The following is a 24,333-nucleotide window of genomic DNA, read 5'->3' as shown; positions in this document are numbered from 1 at the left end:
ACGTGTTGAAACCAATTTTTTAATACAATGAATTCCCAGGAACTAATTTCATTTAAACAAAAAGCTTTACAATGGGCAGATCAGTTTGAAGTCTGCTGTTGTTTTGATTCAAATGAATACACTGATCCTTATTCCAAATACGACTTTCTGCTTGCCGCAGGCACTGAACATCAGCTAAGTGTTCCCACAGGCAATGCTTTTAAGGCACTGAAAACGTTTGCTCAAGCTCATCCGGGCTGGTTATTCGGTTTGTTAAGCTATGACCTTAAAAACGAGATAGAAGAGCTGGTTTCCGGCAAAGAAAACAAACTTGATTTTCCGGACCTTTTCTTTTTTGTACCAGCATATCTGATTGCGGTCAGTAATGGCCATATTGAGGTATTGGCAGGGCCTGTAGATTTGTTGGAAACCATTAATGGGATTACGCAGACTCCTGTAAAACCTGCCCCTGCTTTGCAGCTGGAGCCCAAAATGGACAGGATAACTTATCTGAATAAGGTCAACGAATTGAGAGATCACATTGCAAGGGGCGATATTTATGAGGTTAATTTCTGCCAGGAATTCTTTGCGGAAAATGCATCCATCAATCCTTACGAGGTCTATCTCAATTTAAATAAACTATCCCCTACCCCATTTTCAGGATTCTTTAAGGTGGACCAAAAATATATCCTTTCCGCAAGTCCTGAGCGTTTCTTATGCAAACGCGGCAACCTGCTCACTTCCCAGCCAATTAAAGGGACTGCCAGGCGGAGCCCCGATGCCCGGGAAGATGAACAGATTAAGATCGATTTAAAGAACAATATTAAAGAACAGGCTGAAAATGTAATGATCGTAGACCTGGTGAGAAATGATCTGACAAAAAGTGCGGTACCTGGAACAGTTAAAGTAAAGGAGCTTTTCGGAATTTACAGTTTCCCACAGGTGCACCAGATGATTTCTACGATAAGCTGTCAGCTTAGTTCTGAACTCCATCCAGTAGAGGCTATAGAAAATGCTTTTCCGATGGGCTCTATGACAGGCGCCCCGAAAGTAAGGGCGATGGAATTAATAGAGGACACAGAATGCAGCAGAAGAGGAATTTACTCAGGTGCTTTTGGATATTTTGATCCTGAAGGGGATTTTGATTTCAATGTGGTGATCCGCAGCATCCTGTACAATGAGGGAAAGAAATATCTATCCTTCCAGGTAGGCGGAGCAATAACTTTTGCTTCTTCCGCAGAAGCCGAATATGAAGAATGTATGCTGAAAGCTTCAGCAATGATTAAAACGTTAAAAGGGTCGCATTAGCGACCCTTTTTTATCTTATCTGATTGGCTTTCCCGTAGGAGAGTTAAAATATCTTTGTGCTTCTGGCAAGTCTCTTTGAATCTGTGCGATCCTTGTACCATCGGCAGGGTGTGTACTTAAAAACTCAGGTGGTTTCTGTGAACTCTGACTTACCGCAGCCATTCTCTGCCAGAAACTAACTGCACTTGAAGGATTGTAACCAGCCATAGACATAAAAATCAATCCTAAGTGATCAGCTTCCAATTCCTGAGTCCTTGAATTAGGCAACAGGTAAAATCCTTGCGCACTAACCCCGTAGATCTTGCTGATAGCAGCTTGTGTAGTTTCAGACTGGCTACCAGCCGCAGCACCTACTAAACCTCCCAAACCTTGAGCTAATGCTGCTTTTGAAGCGCGTTCTGAAGAATGTTGTGCTATAGCGTGTGCAATCTCATGCCCCATTACTGTGGCAAGGCCTGCATCATCTTTAGCTACAGGTAAAATACCGGAGTACACCGCAACTTTACCACCCGGCATACACCATGCGTTTACTTCTTTACTGTCAATCAGGTTAAATTCCCAGCGAAAGCCCTGGATTTGCGCAGCATAACCATTGGCATTCATATATTTCGTTACTGCTGCCGCAATCTTCTGCCCGATCTGTTTGACTCTCTGAGCATCAGCATTATTTAATATTTTAGTTTTCGGATCCTTTAAAAGTGTAGTATAACTCTGTGCAGCGGCAGTCTGCATTTCACTTTCATTGACAAAACTTATTCTGTTTCTCCCTGACAGGGGAACTGTAGAGCATGCATAAGTCATAGATACTACAGCAGCAATACCCAGTAACGTTAATTTCTTCATCGGTTTTTAGTTAGTATTTGTTTTCTTTTTAAACAGATACACTTTAGATTCCTTGCCCTTAAGTAAGCGTTCCAGATTTTTCTGGTGCGTAACCAATATCAGGATACAGACACACATCCCATACAGAACTTCAGACTTAATTGTGGAATGCAGCACAAAAACAATTCCTAAGGGAAAGGTAAATCCTGCACATATAGAGCTTAGAGATACATATTTTGTAACCAGCAATACGACCACAAAAACAAGAACACAAAGCATAGCAGCCGGGAAGTTAACTGCTAAAATCATTCCAAAAAGCGTAGCCACCCCCTTACCACCCCTGAAACCAGCAAAAATCGGGAACAAATGTCCCATTACCGCCGTTACACCCAGTGCAAGTTCATAATTAACAAATTGTGAGGAGTTGTGTGGTCCGGTTACAGACAGCCCTATAAAATAGGCAAGCTTGGTCGCAGTGTATCCTTTCGCAATATCGATAGTCATTACTGCCATACCCGCCTTTTTACCCAACACACGGAAAGTATTGGTTGCACCGGCATTACCACTTCCGTATTCCCTAACGTCAATACCATAAAAAGCCTGCCCGATCCAAACTGCCGTAGGTATAGACCCGCAGAGATAGGCTAAAATAACCGCAGAAATAGAGTAGATAGATATCATACCTTAATAGGCTTTTAAACTCATGTCTAAACTTTTAACTGAGTGGGTCAATGCACCCATGGAGATAAAATCAACTCCGCAAGCTGCATATTCAGTTATATTCTCTTCGGTAATCCCACCAGACGCTTCTGTAGTAAACTGATGATCAATCAATTTTACAGCCTGTTTAAGGTCAGCAAAGCTGAAATTATCCAGCATAATCCTATTTACCTTACCTGTATTCAACACCTGGCTCAATTCCTCCAGGTCTCTCACTTCAATTTCTATTTCAAGTTTTTTACCGTTAGCTGCAAGATACTGATTTGCGGCTGTAATTGCATTCGAAATCCCACCTGCATAATCCACATGATTATCCTTGATCAGGATCATATCATACAAACCGATCCTGTGGTTTACCCCACCGCCAATTCTAACTGCCCATTTTTCGAGATATCTTAATCCGGGAGTCGTTTTTCTGGTATCCAGAATCTGAGTGTGATAAGAAGAAAGCAATTGAACCACATGATTAGTTTTGGTTGCAATTCCGCTCATTCGCTGCATGCAGTTCAATACCAGTCTTTCGGCCAGCAAAATAGCATGAGAACTACCAGTAACTGTAAAGGCAATATCTCCGTATTTCACGGCATCCCCATCATTCAGGAAAATCTCTGTCTGAAGTGTGGAATCTACTTGTTTGAAAATCTCCATTGCAAGTTCTACGCCGGCAAGTATACCATCTTCTTTAACCAATAGCCTGGCTTTTCCGGTTGTTCCGGCAGGGATGGTAGACATAGAAGTATGATCGCCATCGCCAAGGTCTTCAGCGATCGCATTTTTTATAAATAGGTCTATTAATTTCTTATCCAAAACATGTATTTTAGATCAAAAATAGCATTTTTACCTAAATTTGCATTACTATTTATCAGGTTCAATTCGTAATTCGGTGATAAAAAAGGTGTTAGCTGTTTTTTTCAGCGTAATTGCCACCCTGAATTTGCCGCTTTTTGTGCTCAGTGACAGGATGCCAAACCGATAATTAGGATTGGTATTGATCAGATGTACAACTGTCGAATTCACCGGCGCATTTTTAGTAAAAAAATCTCTGAGTATCTGTTCGGCCTGTGCTTTAGTGTATACATCCTCTTCCTCATTTATAGTCAGCTCTACAGACGGGGAAAAATTTTTACTGATTTCCTTTGAATTCGCAGACTTGAATAAAGTCGATATAGCATCAACAATATCTCCTTGAATTAATCCAGGATGGAATAACTGGGTCAAAAAAATCAATGTCGAAAGTATGGGTCTAATCATATTCTAAAGATAACAATTATTCCGCACACAAATTATGCCATTAAAGATTAGTAATTAGCCAATAAGCTATACAAGAGTTTCAAACATAGCAGTAACTTAGGTATTGATCTTTAACCAAATACATATTCAGATGTTAAAAAAATCAGCGATCGTAATTTTCATAACCTTCACACTGCTCGCTACAACCAAAGCACAAATCAACAATACAGAGCGTGGCCAGTGGTTTAAAGAGGCCAAATTCGGAATGATGGTCCACTGGGGCCTTTATAGTATTCTGGAAGGAAGTTATAACGGGCATACCTTACCAGACACTACTTTAAAACATGCGGACGGCTGGTATGCAGAGTGGGCACAACAAAGACTGGAAGTGCCGGCCAAAGTATATCAGGCGCTGGTCAAACAATTTAACCCAGTTAACTTTGATGCCGACAAATGGATATTTGAAGCTAAAAATGCAGGGATGAAATACTTTGTCATCACCGCTAAACACCATGACGGGTTTTCACTTTGGGACTCAAAAGTTTCTACCTATGATATTGGCAGTACCCCTTATAAAAAAGACATCCTGGGAGAGCTGGCTAAAGCCTGCAAAAAGTATGGGTTAAAATTCGGATTTTACTATTCTCATTGCGAAGATTGGGAACACCCCGGAGGTGCAACCCCCGAATGGCTGCCACGGAAAACAGACGCACAATTCGAAAAATACTGGAACGAGAAATGTCTGCCACAGGTTTCTGAACTTATTCACAACTACAATCCCGACATGTTCTGGTTTGATACCTGGGGCGATGAACAGGAGAAGACATTTATTTCTGACAAAAGACGTGATCAGCTCATCGCACTAATTAGAAAAGAAAGCCCTAAATGCTTAATCAATGGCCGCATTTCTTACCTTAACCCTGGAGATGATATCGATTTTCTGGAAATGATGGACAATACCTACCCGGAAAAACTACAAACCAGACCCTGGCAAACTGCTGCAACCATGGTCAATTCCTGGGGATGGCATGCCAAAGATTACAACTGGAAGCCCGCAAATGAAATGCTTGGCTATTTAGTGAACAATGTAGCTAAAGGCGGTAATTACCTGTTAAACGTTGGCCCTAAGCCAAATGGAGAAATTCCACTGGCAGCTATTCAGCGGTTACGTGAAATGGGTGGCTGGCTCACTGCAAACGGTGAAGCAGTTTATGGGGCCTCACACGTAGATGCGCCAGCTATTCAGGACGTTTACCTGACGCAGAAGACAGCTGCGAATGGAGAAAAATACATCTATGCAAGTATTGCCAAACCATTAGGTTCAGACCAGCTTGTTTTACCTTTTCCGGTATCGGCAATTAAAGACTGTAAGTTATTAGAATCGGATATGCCTGTTCAATTCACCAAAGCGGCAAACAACCAGGTTGCACTGCAATTACCCAAAATATTAGCTGAGCCTTGCACAGGAATCCAGGTGATAAAAATAACTATGAAAAACTAAATTTCAGTAATCAAGATCAGGCGAGTGTATAAATTACAATTAGATGCTTCATCAAAATCAATAAGAGTTATATTTGTTTGACATTATTTATCAGCGAAATATCAATTCAATTTAAATGAATAATAAAAAAGTGATGCTCCTCATTCTTGATGGATGGGGTTACGGAAAACAAGATGATTCAGACGCCGCTTACGCAGCAAATACACCTTTCTTTGATTCTTTACTGAAAAACTATCCGAATTCAAAACTGGAGGCATCTGGTGAAGCCGTAGGTTTACCTGCCGGACAAATGGGTAATTCTGAAGTTGGACACATGAACCTTGGTGCTGGAAGAGTAGTTTACCAGGAACTGGGAAGAATTAACAAAGCAATCAGCGATGGTTCTATTCAAACCAATCAGACTTTAGTTGACGCTTTTGATTATGCAAAGAAAAACAATAAAGCTGTTCATTTTATCGGATTAGTATCTGATGGTGGTGTACATGCCCATATCAATCATTTAAAAGGATTATGTGATGCAGCAAATGAGCAGGGACTTAAGGACGTTTTCATTCATGGCTTTTTAGATGGCAGGGATACAGACCCGAATTCAGGACTTGGTTTTATTAAAGAACTGGATGCACATTTAAAAACCTCTACAGGTAAAATAGCCAGCTTAATTGGCCGTTACTATGCGATGGACAGAGATTCACGCTGGGAACGTGTTAAACAGGCTTATGATGTGATGACTAAAGGGGTTGGGTTGCATACGCAAGATCCTTTAAAAGCGATCGAACAATCTTACGCTGATGGCATTACTGACGAATTCGTTAAACCTATCGTGGTTACCGGGGCAGACAATCAGCCAGTGGCCGTTATTGCTCCTGATGACGTAGTTATTTGCTTCAATTACAGAACAGATCGTGGCAGAGAAATTACTGCTGCCCTGACCCAGAATGACTATCCTGAATTTGAGATGCATAAATTGCCATTGTACTATGTTACCATGACTACTTATGATGAGAATTTTGAAGATGTAAAAGTTATTTTCACTAAAGATGACCTGACAGAAACACTGGGAGAAATCTTAGAGAAAAATCATAAAAACCAGATCCGTATTGCGGAAACGGAAAAATATCCTCATGTAACCTTCTTTTTCTCTGGTGGCAGAGAACTGGCCTTCGAAAACGAAAAAAGACTCATGGTGCCTTCTCCAAAGGTAGCTACTTATGACCTTCAACCAGAGATGAGTGCCCAGGGAATTACCGATGCAATCACTAAAGAGCTGGAAACAGGCTGGGCAGATTTTATTTGTCTGAATTTTGCAAACCCGGATATGGTAGGTCATACTGGTGTATTTGAAGCTGTTGTTAAAGCTGTGGAAACCGCAGACCGTTGCGCACAGGAAGTCGTTACCAAAGGTCTTGAAAATGGCTATTCTTTCATCATTCTTGCAGATCATGGTAATTCAGAATATATGCTGAATAACGATGGCTCTGTAAATACCGCACACACCACTAACCTGGTTCCTTGTATTTTAGTAGGTACAGAATATACGGCTATTGCTGATGGTAAATTAGGCGATATTGCACCTACAATCCTGAAGTTAATGGGAATTGAAAAACCTGCGATCATGACAGGAAATGAATTGATATAATGAAGAAACTGTCATTCCTTTCTTTAAGTATTTTAGTTTTTGCGGCCTGTACTTCTACAGCGCCCAAAAACAAGAATACGCCTTTGGCTTATTTCGATCTGAAGGATTATATAGCGAAAGAGGCGAAACGTTTAACGGCATTAAATCCTGAGATCGACAAAACCGTTATTGTAAACAAAGCTTCAGAGCGTAAAAAACTGAAGATTGCAGACTGGCCAAAAGAATTGTCCTCTTTTTCTGATGCTGACATCAATAAATCTGCCTGGCAGGGATTGTTTACAACAGAAAAGGCTAAAGATTCAGAAACTTACCTTTCTGACAATGAAAAAGTACCCGTAAAATCGCTTATTGTAAATTATAGAAACGGTAAAATTTACGGCATAAAACTACTGATCAGCAATACCAATTCTTTATATACTTCAAATGATACGCTTTCCTATTTTCCCGATAGCTTGTATGAGGTGAAGAAGACTCAGCATATTAAATTGCTGAATGGAAAAAGTTATGTAATTACAGGAAGATTCAAATAAAAAAAGCCAGAGATTAATCTCTGGCTTTTTATGCTTCCTTAAATAATGTTTATTTCAGACTTGCAACCTGTGCTTTTACGTAGTCTATCAAAGAGATGATGTCCTTACGCAAAGGCTGAACAGTTAAGACTTTCTGGAAATCTGCAACTGAATTGTTAAACAAGACAATACAAGCATCTTTATCTACACGTTTCTTAATTTTATAAGATTTATAAATTGCATAATCCTTATAAGCTAAACCTCTGTTCTGCAACAATTGCGTATCCTCTTCTCCGTTGATCTCAATTGCTTTAGTGAAGTCTTTAATCGCCGACTGATAGAATGTATCACGCATCTGGTTCAAAGATTCCTTCGGATCATTGGCCACATTCTGTCTTGCTTTGCCTCTATAGTAATAAGCTGAATAGTCAGAAGGCTTTACAGTGATCAGCCTGCTGTAGGTTTCAATAGAACTCTCAAAATTACCACATTGAAAATAAGAATATCCCAGCATCTTTAATACGCTTGGATTATTTGGGGTTTTAGAATCGGCTTTTTCCAACTGAGCAACGGCCCCTTTATAATCGCCTTTCATCATTGCCTGCATTCCTAATTTATCGTAACTTCCGCTTTGAGCGAAAGCGGCATTGGCAGAAACAACCAAAAATAGTATAAGCGCTTTTTTAATGTAGTTCATCAAATTTTATTTAATAAAGAATAAAGATATAAAATGATAGGTATTATTACCCATAATTTACGTATCATTTATTGATATTTAAAGGGTAAACGTTCAAAAAGGGAAAATATGATACACCAGTCAAATAATTTTGCATATTCTGACTTTTTAACAGATAAAAACCGATATTCAATGTTTGGCACAGGAGTTGAAATTATACCCACCAATATATAATTATAATTTTTATAAGCGGCAGACTGTCACATTGTCGTTTTTTTATTCTAGAAAGGCCTATTAATGAGTATAAAAGATCAGTTTGATTTTGGCAATGCACTACCCATCATAAATGAAGATACGGAATTTTTCCCTTTGATGTCCCAACAGGATGAAGATGAGATGAATAACGAAGAAACCCCTGAAATACTTGCCATACTTCCATTGAGAAATACGGTATTATTTCCTGGAGTTGTCATCCCAATTACCGTTGGAAGAGACAAGTCTATAAAACTGATAAAAGAAGCCTATAAAGGTGACAAAATTATTGGTGTGGTTTCTCAGCTTGATGTATCCATTGAAGATCCAACCTTTGAGCAGTTAAATAAAGTCGGTACTGTAGCACATATTATTAAAATGCTGCAAATGCCTGATGGTAATACCACTGTGATCATCCAGGGAAAACAACGCTTCCGATTAATTGAAGAGGTACAGTCTGAGCCCTATATTAAAGTTACTATCAGTAAATTTAATGAGGCAAAGCATAAAAAAGATAAAGAATTCAAAGCACTGGTAGCTTCTATCAGAGAAATGTCTTCACAGATCATTCAGCTTTCACCAAATATTCCAAGCGAGGCCGCAATGGCACTTAAGAATATTGAAAGCACTTCTTTCCTGATCAATTTCATCTCTTCTAATATGAATGCAGATGTCAAAGACAAGCAGAAAATGCTTGAAATGGACAATCTCAGGGCAAGAGCTTTAATGGTGATGGAATTACTGACACTGGAACTTCAGATGCTGGAATTGAAAAACCAGATCCAATCTAAAGTACGTGTTGATTTAGATAAACAGCAAAGAGACTATTTCTTAAACCAGCAGCTGAAAACAATTCAGGAAGAATTGGGAGGCAACTCTTCAGACCTGGAATATGAAGCCCTTGAAATACGTGCGAAGAAGAAAAAATGGTCAATACAGGTCAAAGATCATTTTGGTAAAGAACTGGAAAAGCTGGGAAGAATGAACCCTGCTGCTCCTGATTATTCTGTACAGATCAATTATCTTGAATTGTTACTTGATTTACCGTGGAATGATTTCACTAAAGATAATTTCGATCTTAAACGTGCACAAAGAGTATTAGACAAAGATCACTTCGGACTGGAGAAAGTAAAACAGCGTATAATTGAATATCTGGCTGTCTTGAAGCTGAAACGCGATATGAAAGCGCCAATCATCTGTTTGGTAGGCCCTCCGGGAGTTGGTAAGACTTCGTTAGGTAAATCAATCGCAAAAGCACTGAACCGTAAATACGTCCGTATGGCATTAGGTGGCATCAGAGATGAAGCTGAAATCCGCGGACATAGAAAAACCTATATTGGTGCAATGCCAGGCCGTATTATTCAATCTATCAAAAAAGCAGGTGCTGCTAACCCGGTATTTGTATTGGATGAAATTGATAAAGTTGGTTCTGATTTCAGAGGAGATCCTTCTTCCGCTTTATTAGAAGTATTAGATCCTGAGCAAAACAGTGCATTCAATGATCACTATGTGGAAACAGACTACGATTTGTCCAATGTATTGTTTATTGCTACAGCCAATTCACTGAGTACAATCCAGCCAGCTTTATTGGATCGTATGGAAATCATTGAGGTGAATGGCTATACAATTGAAGAAAAAATAGAAATTGCTAAAAAATATCTTTTACCAAAACAAAAAGAACAGCATGGCATTAAAACAAAAGATATTGTTTTAAAACCGAGTCTGATTGAAAAGGTAATTGAAGATTATACCCGTGAATCGGGTGTCCGTGGTTTAGAGAAAAAGATTGGCTCACTGGTTCGTGGTGTCGCAACTAAAATTGCGATGGAAGAAACTTACGAGCCTGCTTTAACGCTGGAAGATGTGGAACGCATTTTAGGTGCCCCTATCTACGACAAAGACTTATATGAAGGCAATGAAGTTGCGGGTGTAGTTACCGGACTGGCCTGGACACAGGTTGGTGGTGACATTCTGTTTATAGAAGCAAGTCTTAGCCCTGGAAAAGGAAAGTTAACGCTGACTGGTAACCTGGGTGATGTGATGAAAGAATCAGCTGTTATTGCACTGGCTTATCTGAGAGCACATGCTGCTTTATTCGGTATTGATAACCAGTTGTTTGATCTTTGGGATATTCACGTACACGTTCCGGCAGGTGCGACACCAAAAGATGGCCCTTCAGCTGGTGTTACTATGCTTACTGCCTTGACTTCTGCCTTTACACAACGTAAAGTGAAATCTAATTTAGCCATGACAGGTGAGATTACACTACGTGGTAAAGTTCTGCCAGTAGGTGGGATCAAAGAAAAGATTCTTGCGGCGAAAAGAGCAAACATCAAGGATATCATCTTATGCAAATCCAACCGTAAGGATATTCTGGAAATTAAAGAAAGTTATATCAAGGATCTTAATTTTCATTATGTGACTGAAATGAAAGAAGTAATTGAACTGGCACTGATGAAAGATCAGGTTAAAGATCCTCAGGATCTGACCATCAAAGTCAAACCAGTAGCCGCAAACTAATTGCGCAGATAAATTTTAACTCCTATATTTAAAGCTCCGGAATAACCGGAGCTTTTTTTTTATAATCCACATGAAGTATACCGGATATTCAATCCTATTCATTTTATTGTTCTGCTCTTCTTTTGCTTATTCGCAATCTTTTAAAAATGAGGTTGGTTTTAAAAGCGATAACGATTCTTATCTGGGTCAGGGCTCTGACCGTTATTACACTAACGGATTGTTCCTGTACTTCCGTCACGCAACAGACCAGTCAAAACTAAAAGCCGGACTGGAAAAGAAAACCTATGAAATCAGTGTTGGACAAATGATGTTTAACCCTTATTCCGGCTATGCACCCGATCCGGCTGCACAAGATCGTCCATTCGCTGGATACTTATATGTTGGCGGCACGATGAACTGGTTTTACAGTGACGAAAGTGTGATCACTGCAAGTGCACAGATCGGAACTACCGGAAAGAATTCTCTGGGCGAAGCTGGTCAGAAATTATTGCATAAAACATTTGGCTTCTATGACGTTGGCGGATGGGATTACCAGATTAAAAATGAACTGGCTATTAATCTTTCTGCACAATACACGAAACTACTGACACGTACCGCAGGAAATGCAGTCGAATTATCTTTTGAAGGTTATGCAAACCTGGGAACGACTTTTAGTGGTGCAGGTGCAGGACTACTTTTCAGAACAGGTAACCTGAATCAGCTGTTTAATTCAGCTTATACACATGCGGCTATCGGCAATAATGCAAAAACTAAATCACTGGTCAAAAGAGAAATGTTTTTCTATGCTAAACCCCAGTTAAACGTGGTAGCTTATGATGCAACTATCGAAGGAAGTATGTTTAATAACAACAGCCCGGTAACTTTTAGTCAGAAACCTGTTGTATTTGCGCAGCAATTGGGGATAGATTACAGTGTAGATCGTTTTACTGCGGATTTTGGCGTTATATTTAAAACGAAGGAAATTAAAAGTACTGCAAGAGCACATCAGTGGGGATCAGTTACGGTATCTTACAGATTCAGGTAACCACCGAACGTAAATAAATTAATTTAGCCAGGCATCCATACCTGGCTTTTTTCTGTTCTCTTTTTTTACTGCAATTGATTTTTTGTCACTTTTCCTTCTCAGGATTACACTTTTCGGCGTGTGTGTCGGTTTTCTTTTCTTGTCTACATGAAGCCCGGTTTTCAGCAATGCCATCAATTTGATAATACTTTGCTCTTTGTTAACGAGCTGGCTTCTGTCTTCCTGAGACACTACATGAAGATTACCTTCTGTGTCAATCCGGTTTGCAAGGCGCTCTGCAAGCAATAATTTCTCTGCGGCAGTGAAAAATTCCGCAGACTCCACATGAAGGATCACTTCTACTTTACTGGAAACCTTGTTAACATTCTGGCCACCCTTACCCCCACTCCTGGAAGTTTTAAAGGTGAGCGATTTTACAAGTTCTTTTCTGTCTTTATACATAAGCGCAAAAATAATTCTTTTTCTTTAATAGTATTTTAAAAAAGCCTCAAAACAGTATATTTGCATCCATATGAGAAAAAATGTAGTTGTGGCCATTGATGGTTATTCTTCATGCGGTAAAAGTACGCTGGCAAAAGCATTAGCTAAAACATTAGGTTTTATCTATATTGATAGTGGTGCAATGTACAGAGCAGTGACTTTATATTTTATACGCAATCATACCAATGTGAGTGACGAGGCAGCAGTAACCGATGCCCTTCAGCACATTGAACTGAACTTCCATTCCAGAGATTATGAATCGCACATTACTTTAAATGGCGAAGAAGTTTCGGAGGAAATCAGACAAATGCCGGTTTCTGAAACTGTCAGTGAAATCTCAGCACTGAAACAGGTCCGTAAGGAAATGGTGAAACAGCAGCAGCGTATGGGTAAATCCAAGAACATTGTGATGGATGGCCGTGATATCGGTACTACTGTATTTCCGGATGCGCAGGTTAAACTTTTCATGACCGCAGACCCTAAAGTCAGAGCAGAAAGAAGATTCAAAGAATTACAAAGTAAAGGTGATACAACAACGTCTCTGGAAGATGTTTTTGAGAACCTTGCACACCGTGATTATGCAGATACCACAAGAAAAGAAAGCCCGCTTATCCGTGCTGAAGACGCTATCATTCTGGACAATACAGAAATTACGCCGGCAGAACAGCTTGAATTCGCATTAAATAAAGTTACCCCATACATTCCGCAACTGGCCTGAAAGCGGAATCCGGGGAATTAATGCCCGATTGTCATTCAAAATACATATTAAACAAGGCAAACTGTTCAAAATCAACAACATTTATTAAAAAATTCTTTCTTTAAAAATATTAATTTCTATCTTTGCAATCCCTAAAGGGAAAAGGAGATTAAATGATTAATGGCAAAAAAACAAGTAGCAGAAAAAGAATTAGAGGCTAAAAAAGCCGAATTACAAGGTGCAGACGCTCGTCTGACTGAAAAAGAAACCATTGAATCTGAAGCAGATTCATTGTCGATCGAACAGATCAAATCATCACTAGCAACACCAGATCAGGATTTTGACTGGGATGCAGACGATAAAGCTTTCGGAAAATACTCTGACGAAGACCGTAAAAAGTTTGAAGACATGTATACCGATACTTTCAATCAAATCAATCAAGGTGAAATTATCAGCGGTATTGTTGTATCAATCAACAATAAAGACGTTGTATTAAACGTAGGATTTAAATCTGACGGTTTAGTATCAACTTCTGAATTCCGTGATACACCTGATTTGAAAATCGGTGACACAGTTGATGTATTTGTTGAAGCTCCGGAAGACGCAAATGGTCAATTGATTTTATCTCGTAAAAGAGCTAAAACTCAGAGATCTTGGGAATCTATCAACGAAGCCCTTGACAATGACAGAATCATCAACGGATTTGTTAAAAGCCGTACTAAAGGTGGTCTTATCGTTGACATCATGGGTGTTGAAGCTTTCTTACCTGGTTCTCAGATCGACATCAAACCGATCCGTGATTACGATGTTTATGTAGGTAAAACAATGGAATTCAAAGTTGTGAAAATCAACCACGAATTTAAAAACGTTGTCGTATCACACAAAATCTTAATCGAAGACGATTTAGAAAGTCAAAAAGTTGAGATCGTATCTAAACTTGAAAAAGGTCAGGTATTAGAAGGTACTGTTAAAAACATTACTGACTTCGGTGTATTCATCGATTTAGGTGGTGTTGACGGTTTACTTCACATTACTGATATTTCATGGGGCCGCATAGAGCATCCAAAAGAAGTATTGAGCTTAGATGAGAAAATCAACGTTGTTGTTCTTGACTTTGATGACGAGAAAAAACGTATCGCATTAGGCTTAAAACAATTAACTCCACACCCATGGGAAAGTTTAGATACTAACCTTGTTGTTGGATCTAAAGTTAAAGGTAAAATCGTTACTGTAGCTGATTACGGTGCATTCTTAGAAATCATTCCTGGCGTTGAAGGTTTAATTCACGTTTCAGAAATGTCATGGTCTCAAAACTTACGCAGCCCACAGGAATTCTTGAAAGTTAGCGATGAAATCGAAGCTGAAGTATTAACTTTAGACAGAGACGAACGCAAAATGAGCTTAGGTATTAAGCAATTAACGCAAGATCCATGGCAAAATGTTGCTGAAAGATATCCTATCGGAAGCAAACATACTGCTGTAGTTAAAAACATGACTAACTTCGGTGTATTCGTGGAAATTGAAGAAGGTATTGATGGATTAATCCATATCTCTGATCTTTCATGGTCTAAAAAAGTTAACCACCCTAACGAATTCACTAAAGTTGGTGATACATTAGACGTAGTTGTTTTAGAATTAGACGTTGATAGCCGTAAATTAAGCTTAGGTCATAAACAATTAGAAGAAAACCCTTGGGATACTTTTGAAACTATCTTCACGTTAGATTCAATTCACCAGGGAACTGTTGTTAAAGTAACTGATAAAGGTGCTGTTATTGCTTTACCATATGGTGTAGAAGGATTCGTTCCAACTAAACACATGGCTAAAGAAGATGGTACTACTATCAAAGCTGAAGAAACTAATGATTTCAAAATCATTGAGTTTAACAAAGATGCTAAACGTATCGTTGTTTCTCACGCCCGTATCTGGGAAGAGGCTAAAGCTGAAGTTGCTGCTGAAGAAAGAGCTACTAAGAAAAAAGATGCTAAAGCTTCAAGCAATGCAGTTAAAAAAGTTAAAGATTCAGTTGAGAAATCAACTCTTGGTGATCTAGGTGTTCTTGCACAATTGAAAGAGCAAATGGAAGGCGAAGAAAGCAAAAACAAAGCTAAATAATCTTCAGGCTTATATAATAGAAAAGGGTGTCTTTTGTAAGACACCCTTTTTTTATACGGTAAATTTTCGAGGTCAGGTCCTATAATACAATATCCAATAAGATTACAGGAACTTAGCTTTCAATTCGGCTGTAGGCACCATACAGCTCTCCTCTCTGCCCCAGATCGAATATCTGCGTTTTGCGATCTGATTGTAAACGAAGTCGCGGATAAAAGCAGGAACGAGTATAAAAACATATAACAATGGCCAGCCGCCACTCAAATGCCTGGCAATACGTAACGCAGCCGTGGAACGTTGATAAACCCTTCCATTTTCCAACAGGATAATACTGCTGAGTTCACTGAGTGATAAACCAAATGGGCCGAGGTGCTGCTGAGTAATATCACTTTGTAAGGCAGCAAACCTGAAGCTGTCTTTTTTATCTCTTTTAATGACGAACTTAACAGAGCCTGCACATAAATTACAAACACCGTCAAAGAATATTATAGCATGCTGCATAGTGCAATTTAGTGAATTAGCAAGGGTTTGAGCGCTTTATAGCGTCTAATTAATAGTAACGGAAATCTGCATTAATAATTGCGAAATTGTTAGTCTCCTGAATTATATTCTTCGCCGGTCTATAAATCAGGCAATTAGCATTATTTTACAATTAAAACGCCGAAGCTCATTGAAATTAATTAAAATTGCGGGTACATAATTCAATCCGATTTTTTATATTTGCCTAATCAATTTGTCAATGCAAAAGAGAACCCTGCTAGACGGTAAAAAATTCCAAATCACAATTAAGAGACTTTGTCATCAATTAATTGAGAATCACAACGATTTTTCTAATACCGTACTCATTGGTATACAGCCCCGTGGCAGTTACTTCGCAGACAGAATCAAACAAGAACTTTCAGAAACCCTTAAAAACAAGAATATCAGAAAAGGTAATCTTGACATCACTTTCTTCAGAGATGACTTTAGAAGAAAGGACGGGCTTGTTTCCGCAAACAGCAATACTATAGACTTTATCATTGAAGACTGCAACGTCATTCTGATTGATGATGTACTCTGGACAGGCCGTACTATCAGGGCTGCACTGGATGCATTGCTTGCTTTTGGCAGACCGGCCAGAGTAGAACTATTGGTACTCATCGACAGGAGGTTTTCAAGACATGTACCTATTGAACCTGATTATATCGGGCAGCAGGTAGACAGTCTGGATTCCCAAATGGTAAAAGTGAGCTGGAAAGAGACAGAAGGAGAAGACAAAGTAATATTATTATCAGACCGAAATAAATAAAAAATGGCAGCAGAAAAACTATCAACACGACATCTTTTAGGCATTAAAGATATTACCCTGAATGATATTGAATTGATTTTTGAGACTGCGGATAATTTCAAGGGCGTCATTAACAGGACGATAAAAAAAGTCCCTTCATTGCGTGATATTACCATTGCGAATATCTTCTTCGAAAATTCAACACGAACAAAACTATCCTTCGAACTGGCAGAAAAGAGACTTTCTGCTGATGTGATCAATTTTGCAGCTTCCTCCTCTTCTGTAAGCAAGGGAGAAACACTGATTGACACGGTGAACAATATCCTGGCCATGAAAGTGGATATGGTAGTCATGAGGCACCCGTACGCAGGCGCAGGAGTCTTTCTGAGCAAACATATCAACGCGCAGATTGTAAACGCCGGAGACGGCGCGCATGAGCATCCTACGCAGGCATTGCTGGACGCTTACTCGATACGCGAGAAGTTAGGTGAGGTAAGAGGCAAGAAAGTTGTGATTGTCGGAGACATCCTGCATTCAAGAGTAGCCATCTCGAATATACTCTGCCTGCAAAAGCTGGGTGCAGAGGTGATGGTTTGCGGCCCGACTACGCTGATCCCAAAACATATCGCAAGTTTGGGCGTAAAGGTTGAACACGATCTGATCAAAGCACTCAACTGGTGCGACGTGGCCAATATGCTGCGTATTCAGCTCGAAAGACAGGACATCAAATACTTCCCTTCTTTAAGAGAATATGCCATGATGTACGGGCTGAACAAACAGATCCTGGATAACCTGGACAAAGAAATCATTGTCATGCACCCGGGCCCCATTAACAGAGGTGTGGAGATTACAAGTGATGTCGCTGACAGTAAACAATCGATTATTTTAGACCAGGTAGAAAATGGGGTAGCTATCCGAATGGCTGTACTTTATCTGCTTGCTTCTCAGAGAGATTAGTCTTCAGATCTTTTCTTTTATACCATTCCGGCCGAATTATCGTTAAACAGTGTTATCAACACTTGTTAACTTCTTATGTTAATAAGACACATTACAATAATTATATTAGCAGCAACCATATTTGAAATCATTGCAACTATCATGAGTTTATCGCGTTTTAAATCGTGGTAGCCCGGGTTAGTTTCATAACCGCTTAAAGAAATTAAACACCAATGAAGAAAAAATACTTTTTTATTCCGCTTTTATTAGCTGGTAACCTTACCGCAGGTTATGCGCAGGTAAGTGCGTTAGTAAACCTCAATAAAAACTATCAGACGGGCCTTGAATTGCTTCAAAACGAAAAGTATGTCGCAGCAGCCCAGCAATTCAGATTGGTTGAACAGCTAAGACAAAAACCAGGAACAGCTCAGGAAAGTAATGCTGAACTTTCTTTATTGAAAGAAAACGCAAAGTTTTATGCCGCTGTCTGTGCTTTGGAATTAGGTAACCGTGATGCGGAAAGCCTGTTTCAAACCTTCATTAAAGATTACCCTTTAAATCCGAATACTAAATTAGCTTACTTCCACGTAGGTAAATCTTACTTCGCACAAAAAAACTATCAGAAAGCACTGGACTGGTTTGAAAAAACTGATCCTTCTACCCTTTCTCAGAAACAAAGAACAGAATACCAGTTCAAACAAGCTTATTCTTATTTCGAACTGAAAAATATAGAAAAAGCAGAACCTTTATTTGAAGCAGTAAAAAAAGTTGACGGCCCTTTTCAGGAAAGTGCAACTTATTATTTCGCTTATATCAATTACCTGAATAAAGAATACAAAACAGCCCTGAGTAATTTTGAAAAACTGAAAGGTTCAAAAACTTACGAAGCAAGTTATCCTTATTATATCACTTCCATGTATTATCTGGATGAGCGTTATGATGATGTAATCAGCTACGCTGTTCCGGTATTAAAAAATACAAAGCAACAATTTGAAGCAGAAATGCTGAGTTTGATTGCAGCTTCTTATTTCGCTAAATCAGACTATAAAAATGCAGCGCTGTATTTCAGTGATTTTTATACCAAAAGCGGTAACACTAAAACAAAAAACAACCTCTTTATCTATCAGTACGGTTACTCCCTGTTCGAATTAGGAATGTACAGAGAATCTGTAGGTATATTAGAACAGTTAACTACAGATGATGTGTATCTGCAAAGTGGAATGCACACCTTAGGACGTGCTTTCATTAAATTGGGCGATAAATCAAAAGCAAGAAGCGCTTTCTTCAGAGCATCACGTCTTGAATTCGACAAAGTAACTCAGGAAGATGCCTGGATTAACTATGCGAGATTAAGTTATGAACTTGATTTCAATCAGCAGGCACTGGAATCTACACAGAGCTTCTTAAAGCAATTCCCATCTTCCCGTAAAATCAACGACGCTAAAACTTTATTAGGTGAAATTTTGCTGACCAGTAAAAACTACCAGGCTGCGATTGATATTTTAGAACCTATTCAGAATAAATCACCAGAAGCACTGGAAGCTTATCAAAAGGTATTATACTTCAGAGGTCTGGAATTCTATAATGAGCGTGCTTTCCCGAACGGACTTTCTATGTTCCAGCGTTCCAATGCAATTCCTAATGATCCGGAGATTCATGCTTTGAGTACTTACTGGATGGCAGAAGCCATGTACGAATTACGGAAGTACGGAGAAGCAGTCAGAACATTCGAAAAATTCCTTGCGATGCCTGACGCAGATAAAACCAAAGTGTACAACTTCGCGAATTATGCATTGGCATATGCAGCCTTCGAAGATGAAAAATATGCGAAAGCAGCCACTTATTTCGAACGCTTCCTGAATGGAAATGATAAAGACAAAAACACCGTAGTTGATGCAACTATGCGTTTAGCCGATTCATACTTTGTGAGCAAAAGTTATAGCAATGCCTTAACTTACTATAACAGAATCATCACCAACAAATCTACCGGAGAAGATTATGCTTTGTTCCAGAGAGGAATGATCCAGGGACTACAGGGACAGGATGATACCAAGATTGCTACAATGGGCAGCTTGTTACAACAATTCCCTTCTTCAAACTATGCAGATGATGCAGGTTTTGAAATTGCCTACACTTATTTCAATAAAGGTGACCTGGATAAATCAAAAACTGACCTGACTGCTTTAATCAGTAAATACCCAAACAGCAGTTATGTACCAAGAGCACTGGTTACTATCGGACTGGTACAATATAACCAGGATAAAGACGAAGAAGCACTGGCATCTTTCAAGAAAGTAATCAATGATTACGCGAGTACTGAAGAAGCCAAACAAGCTTTGGAATCTATCAAAAATATCTATGTAGACCGTGGCGATGCCAATGGCTTTATTGCTTATGCAAACACTACGCCTATCGGTAATTATACTGTAGCAGAGCAGGACAATATTGTTTTCTCAGCAGCCAAAAACACTTACCTGAAAGGCGATGCGCAAGGAACAGTAGAAAGTGTGAATGCTTACTTTGATAAGTATCCGAAATCGATACATGCCAAAGAAGCGAAGTTTATCAGAGCAGAATCGCTGGTAAAACTGAACCGTCCGGATGACGCAATTGCAGATTACGAATTCATTCTGAATGACTGGACAAGTGATTACACAGAACGCTCACTGGTTAGTATTTCTAAATTATTCTTAGCACAGAAGAAATACAATGAGGCGATTGTTTACCTGAAAAGACTGGAAACATCAGCAGATTACAAATCGCATTATTCTTTCGCTATCAACAACCTGCTTCAGGCTTATACAGCGTTGAATATGCCGGATGATATGCTGAAATATGTATTGCTGACCAAAGAATCTGACAAAGCTTCTGAAGAAGAAGTGAACAGTGCAGATCTGTATGCTGGTAAAGCTTACTTGTTAAAAGCAGATACAACAATGGCTGTAAAATCATTTGCCAATGTAGTCGCTAAAACAAAAACACTGGCAGCTGCTGAAGCAAAATATACATTGGCAGAAATTCAATATAATAAACATGACTATAAAACATCTCAGAAAACTTGTTTTGATTTAGTCAATAACATGCCTTCTTACGATTACTGGGTGGCAAAAGCGTTTATCCTGCTGGCAGATAATTATGTCGCATTAAAAGACAAACTGCAAGCGAAAAGTACGCTCTTAAGTATTATTGATAACTATGACGGTAAAGATGAAATTGTCGCTACTGCCAAAGAGAAATTAGAAAAAATTAAATAAGACAAAGCACCATGAGATTCAACAAATTATTATATACAACTGTTTTTTTACTGACTGCGGGTACATTGACCATTAAGGCTCAGGATAAAAAACCGACCGAGAAAAAACCAACTGAAAAGAAGACTACCGAGAAGAAAGCGACAGAAAAGAAAGTTGCGGATAAAAAGGTAGCCGATAAAAATGATGACGATAAACAAGTAACCGAAGAAATTGAAGTAGTAAGACCTTATAAGCCAATTCTGGCCGAAGCGGTTAAACTCAGAAGAAGCCCGGATTTGAACGATGTTAAAACTTACAAAGCACGTTTCAATTACAGCTTAACTGATAGAAAACTGGAGCTTAATTCTGACATTGATAAGTTATATGCACAAGAAGTTGCGGCAGAAAAACAAACAGAAATTGTCAATAACTATGTAAAAGGGGCTTTTGGTTCTGCCAGCACAGTTTTAGGTGAAGCTTATATCAATATGGGCCGTTCTGAAGATTTTCAGGCAGGTGGTTTTTTCAGACACTTCAGTCAGTCGGGAAAATTAAACGGACAGAAATTCAACCAGCAACAATTAAGTGTTTTCGGCCGCAGTATAGGTGAAAAAGCGATATTCAGCGGACGTATTAATTACGAGAGAAAAGGCCTTTATTTCTATGGTTATGATGAGACCAATCCATTAAGAAATCCAAATCCTGGAAAACAGTCTTTCAACTTTATTGAAGCAGAAGCTGAGGTTGTCAACAAACACAGTGAAGATGAAGATGCGCTAAGTTATGCAGCTAAAATAAATGGCTATATCTGGGGTGATCAGTTATCTGCCAGTGAAAACTCAGTTGTCATCAACGGTTATTTAAATAAAAGGATCAGCAGTTTCAACTTTGGTCTGGCTGCTTCGGGAGAGTTTGGAAATACGAAAGATGTATTGACCAGTGTAACTAACAATTTATTGCGTTTAAATCCATATATCCGTTTACAGGCCAGTGGAATTAAAATTACCGCAGGAATTAACTTCGTTCAGGAGTTTGGTACCGTTTCTAAATCGAGAATCTTCCCTGCTGTAACCGCAGACTTCACTATTATTCCTGATTACTTACAGATTTTTGGAGAGATCAAAGGAGACGTGAACAGAAATTCTATGAAAGAATTCACGGATGAAAACCCATTCCTGAATAGCAATATTGCCATTAAAAACTCTATTGAGAAACTAAGTTTCAGTGCAGGTATTAAAGGTACAGGTGGCCCTGGTTTTGGTTACAAAGCAAGAGTATACCGTAAGGAAATCACTGACATGCCACTTTTCGTGAACAACTTTACGGACTTCAACAAGTTTGATGTGATCTATGATTTCGGAACGATGAAATTATTAGGTTTAGAAGGTGAAGTTTCTGTACAGGTGAGCGATCAGTTAAAATGGACTGGTAAAATCAACGTAGAAGATTATAAACCAGCTTCAGAACAATATAGCTGGTTCAAACCTCAGTTACGTATAAGTTCAGACCTGTTGTATAATGTAACAGACAAATTAGGCTTTACTGCTGCTGTAGCTATTCAGGATGCCTCAAATGCAAAAATTTATAAAGCGGCACCAGGCGCTCCTTACACCATTCCTGACACAAATAACGAAACAGTAGTGAATGTGAAAGGTTATGTAGACTTAGGACTTGGTGCTAACTATAAGATCAACAACAAATTCTCAGCATTCGTTAAAGCAAATAACCTGTTAAATAAAGAATACAGCAGATACTTATATTACCAGGCGATTGGTGTAAATGTATTTGGTGGAATCAGTTATTCGTTCTAAGAGCCTGAAGGGATTTATCCAGCCAATTACAATTATAATTGGTTGATACGGAATTTAAATTTATTTTTACCAGAATGGATATCTTATCTTACCTCTCAGAACTTATTCAAACCCGTAAAACTGTAGGGGTTTCCGGACTGGGAACGCTCTATAAAAAGAAATTACCGGGAAGGTACGATGCCGAAACGCATTCATTCGTACCTCCCAGTTATATTATTGACTTTACGCCTGAAGTTAAGGAAGAGCTAATATTAGCCGAATTCATCAGTAAAAAAAGGAATGTATCAGTTGATACTGCCAACTACTTTATTGATGAATTCAGCACTGGTATTTTACAGCAATTAAATAATCAGCAGGAAGCCGATTTTGGAGAACTCGGGAAATTATATAAAGCTGATGATGAAGTACACTTTGAACCTGCTGAGAAACTGAATTACGGTTTTGATTTTTATGGTTTACCAGTTGTGAAAGCAGAGCAGGAACCTTCAGCCGAAGAGATCATGCCTGAAACACCATCAGTAGAAGAGGCTCCGGCTGCTGAGGAAGTATCTTCAGTTACTCCTGTTGAAGAAGAAACTCCGGCTGCTTCCGAAGAAGAAGCATTACCATTTGAAACGCCGGTTGTTCCCGATCAGACAGAAACTTCTGAAGAGGAAGAAACAGTTGTTCCTCCTGTAGAAGAACCAGCTGCTACAACAGAAGAAATAACTCCTGTTCAAGAAGAACAGACTACAGCTCCTGTAGAAGTTCCGGTAACTCCTGTAGAAACTCCTGTCACAGAAACAATTCCTCCGGTTACCCCGGTTCAGGAACCAGCCATAGAAACTGTTGTTCCTGATCACGAGAACTTTATTCCTGATAGTCCGGGTCAGCCACGCAAAGATGAAAAACAACTTCGCGCAGAAATTGAAGCCCTGAATTTCTACCGTTCTAAATCTCCGGTTGAAAAAGCTACGATTACTGAACAGGAAGAAGTGATCTGGAATATTAAAGATAATACTAAAACGACTGAGCCAGCTCCTTTTTACAATAAAAATGAAGAAATTTACACCCCTGAAGAAGAGGAAGAGCTGCCTAAAACTACCCCTTTATATTTAAAAATCATACTTGGTTTACTGATTTTAGTGATCATGATGATTGTTGCTTATATCGTGAAACCAGAATGGTTTAGCGGAATACTGGCGAATAGCCCTTTTGCAACTCCAAAAACGGAAGTACCAGTTAAGCGTCCGATACAGGAAAGATATAAATCTGACTCAATTACAACACCCCCAGATACCGCTAAAAAAACAACACCTTCCGTAACTCCTTCGGCCGCTGCTACTGCCGCTGCAAAGAAAGACTCAGTTGTGAAAAAAGCAGTTGCTCCAGTACGTGATACCGCTGTTGTTTATGAAATTATAGGCGCTTCCATGCACGATCAGAAAGAAGCAGACAGGTTTATTGAGCTGATGAAAAGAAGCGGTATTACTGCGAAAGTTGTCACCAATATGTCGGGAAAAAGACTAAAGATGAGTATTGCAACGTTAAAAGATGAGGAATCAGCCAAACTTGAATTGGAGAAACTATCAAAAAAACTAAAGATACCCGGAATATACATTTATAAAAACAAACAATAAA

General features: G+C 39.1%; 20 protein-coding genes. 13 read left to right on the top strand and 7 right to left on the bottom strand.

Going from position 1 to position 24,333, the window contains the following annotated elements; translation table 11 throughout:
• The first annotated feature begins 27 nt into the window (after positions 1-27).
• Complete coding sequence (locus HDE70_RS26205) at positions 28-1,287, top strand: anthranilate synthase component I family protein (protein ID WP_183892308.1); 1,260 nt, start codon at positions 28-30, stop codon at positions 1,285-1,287.
• A 15-nt stretch (positions 1,288-1,302) separates the two neighbouring features.
• Here the strand turns inward: HDE70_RS26205 and HDE70_RS26200 are convergent, their stop codons facing one another.
• Genes HDE70_RS26200 through HDE70_RS26185 form a run of 4 tightly spaced genes read right to left on the bottom strand, consistent with a single transcriptional unit; the run spans position 1,303 to position 4,080 of the window.
• Entirely contained in the window at positions 1,303-2,130 is an 828-nt protein-coding gene (locus HDE70_RS26200; protein ID WP_183867268.1) for a M48 family metallopeptidase, read from the bottom strand.
• Positions 2,131-2,136: 6 nt separating this feature from the next.
• On the bottom strand, positions 2,137-2,790 hold the full coding sequence (plsY, locus tag HDE70_RS26195; RefSeq protein ID WP_111635935.1) for a glycerol-3-phosphate 1-O-acyltransferase PlsY: 654 nt from the start codon (positions 2,788-2,790) through the stop codon (positions 2,137-2,139).
• Between the two features lie 3 nt (positions 2,791-2,793).
• The gene (nadC, locus tag HDE70_RS26190) at positions 2,794-3,636 is read right to left on the bottom strand and encodes a carboxylating nicotinate-nucleotide diphosphorylase (RefSeq protein WP_183892307.1); all 843 of its coding nucleotides are present in this window, start codon (positions 3,634-3,636) and stop codon (positions 2,794-2,796) included.
• A gap of 48 nt (positions 3,637-3,684) precedes the next feature.
• Complete coding sequence (locus tag HDE70_RS26185) at positions 3,685-4,080, bottom strand: DUF4783 domain-containing protein (protein WP_183892306.1); 396 nt, start codon at positions 4,078-4,080, stop codon at positions 3,685-3,687.
• A gap of 130 nt (positions 4,081-4,210) precedes the next feature.
• Between HDE70_RS26185 and HDE70_RS26180 the strand changes: the two genes are divergently transcribed.
• The 3 genes from HDE70_RS26180 to HDE70_RS26170 all read left to right on the top strand — a co-directional run bounded on the left by HDE70_RS26180 (position 4,211) and on the right by HDE70_RS26170 (position 7,726).
• On the top strand, positions 4,211-5,560 hold the full coding sequence (locus HDE70_RS26180) for an alpha-L-fucosidase (protein WP_183892305.1): 1,350 nt from the start codon (positions 4,211-4,213) through the stop codon (positions 5,558-5,560).
• Between the two features lie 115 nt (positions 5,561-5,675).
• Positions 5,676-7,196 carry a 2,3-bisphosphoglycerate-independent phosphoglycerate mutase gene (gene gpmI, locus HDE70_RS26175; protein ID WP_183892304.1) on the top strand — a complete coding sequence of 507 codons (1,521 nt, stop codon included), beginning with the start codon at positions 5,676-5,678 and terminating at the stop codon, positions 7,194-7,196.
• On the top strand, positions 7,196-7,726 hold the full coding sequence (locus HDE70_RS26170; RefSeq protein ID WP_221302131.1) for a hypothetical protein: 531 nt from the start codon (positions 7,196-7,198) through the stop codon (positions 7,724-7,726). The genes gpmI and HDE70_RS26170 overlap by 1 nt, the downstream gene beginning before the upstream one ends.
• Positions 7,727-7,775: 49 nt before the next feature.
• Here the strand turns inward: HDE70_RS26170 and HDE70_RS26165 are convergent, their stop codons facing one another.
• A complete protein-coding gene (locus tag HDE70_RS26165) occupies positions 7,776-8,402 on the bottom strand; it encodes a tetratricopeptide repeat protein (protein ID WP_068402936.1) in 627 nt (208 codons plus the stop codon).
• Between the two features lie 276 nt (positions 8,403-8,678).
• Here HDE70_RS26165 and lon point away from each other — a divergent pair, with 276 nt between their 5' ends.
• On the top strand, positions 8,679-11,153 hold the full coding sequence (gene lon / locus HDE70_RS26160; protein WP_183892303.1) for an endopeptidase La: 2,475 nt from the start codon (positions 8,679-8,681) through the stop codon (positions 11,151-11,153).
• A gap of 70 nt (positions 11,154-11,223) precedes the next feature.
• Positions 11,224-12,177: a lipid A deacylase LpxR family protein gene (locus HDE70_RS26155; protein WP_183892302.1), complete on the top strand. Its 954-nt coding sequence runs from the start codon at positions 11,224-11,226 to the stop codon at positions 12,175-12,177.
• An 18-nt stretch (positions 12,178-12,195) separates the two neighbouring features.
• Here the strand turns inward: HDE70_RS26155 and HDE70_RS26150 are convergent, their stop codons facing one another.
• A complete protein-coding gene (locus HDE70_RS26150; protein WP_183892301.1) occupies positions 12,196-12,618 on the bottom strand; it encodes a peptide chain release factor-like protein in 423 nt (140 codons plus the stop codon).
• 70 nt (positions 12,619-12,688) lie between these two features.
• Here HDE70_RS26150 and cmk point away from each other — a divergent pair, with 70 nt between their 5' ends.
• A complete protein-coding gene (cmk, locus tag HDE70_RS26145) occupies positions 12,689-13,375 on the top strand; it encodes a (d)CMP kinase (RefSeq protein WP_183892300.1) in 687 nt (228 codons plus the stop codon).
• Positions 13,376-13,534: 159 nt separating this feature from the next.
• On the top strand, positions 13,535-15,469 hold the full coding sequence (gene rpsA / locus HDE70_RS26140) for a 30S ribosomal protein S1 (protein WP_111635945.1): 1,935 nt from the start codon (positions 13,535-13,537) through the stop codon (positions 15,467-15,469).
• A gap of 102 nt (positions 15,470-15,571) precedes the next feature.
• Here rpsA and HDE70_RS26135 read toward each other — a convergent pair whose 3' ends face one another.
• The gene (locus HDE70_RS26135) at positions 15,572-15,967 is read right to left on the bottom strand and encodes a thiol-disulfide oxidoreductase DCC family protein (protein ID WP_183867259.1); all 396 of its coding nucleotides are present in this window, start codon (positions 15,965-15,967) and stop codon (positions 15,572-15,574) included.
• 238 nt (positions 15,968-16,205) lie between these two features.
• Here HDE70_RS26135 and pyrR point away from each other — a divergent pair, with 238 nt between their 5' ends.
• The 5 genes from pyrR (at position 16,206) to HDE70_RS26110 (ending at position 24,332) form a co-directional block, all read left to right on the top strand.
• A complete protein-coding gene (pyrR, locus tag HDE70_RS26130; RefSeq protein ID WP_183867258.1) occupies positions 16,206-16,754 on the top strand; it encodes a bifunctional pyr operon transcriptional regulator/uracil phosphoribosyltransferase PyrR in 549 nt (182 codons plus the stop codon).
• Between the two features lie 3 nt (positions 16,755-16,757).
• Complete coding sequence (locus HDE70_RS26125) at positions 16,758-17,690, top strand: aspartate carbamoyltransferase catalytic subunit (RefSeq protein ID WP_111635947.1); 933 nt, start codon at positions 16,758-16,760, stop codon at positions 17,688-17,690.
• Between the two features lie 212 nt (positions 17,691-17,902).
• Positions 17,903-20,923: a tetratricopeptide repeat protein gene (locus tag HDE70_RS26120; RefSeq protein ID WP_183867257.1), complete on the top strand. Its 3,021-nt coding sequence runs from the start codon at positions 17,903-17,905 to the stop codon at positions 20,921-20,923.
• Between the two features lie 11 nt (positions 20,924-20,934).
• Positions 20,935-22,713 (top strand): TonB-dependent receptor, encoded by a 1,779-nt coding sequence (locus tag HDE70_RS26115; protein WP_183867256.1) that lies wholly within the window; start codon positions 20,935-20,937, stop codon positions 22,711-22,713.
• A 74-nt stretch (positions 22,714-22,787) separates the two neighbouring features.
• Complete coding sequence (locus tag HDE70_RS26110) at positions 22,788-24,332, top strand: hypothetical protein (protein ID WP_183892299.1); 1,545 nt, start codon at positions 22,788-22,790, stop codon at positions 24,330-24,332.
• The last annotated feature ends 1 nt before the right edge of the window (position 24,333 follow it).

Origin of the sequence: Pedobacter cryoconitis (assembly GCF_014200595.1) — a bacterium.
In the GTDB taxonomy this organism is placed as follows: domain Bacteria; phylum Bacteroidota; class Bacteroidia; order Sphingobacteriales; family Sphingobacteriaceae; genus Pedobacter; species Pedobacter cryoconitis_C.
The sequence above is the reverse complement of the archived record's forward strand: the minus strand, read 5'-3'. Positions and strand labels throughout refer to the sequence as shown.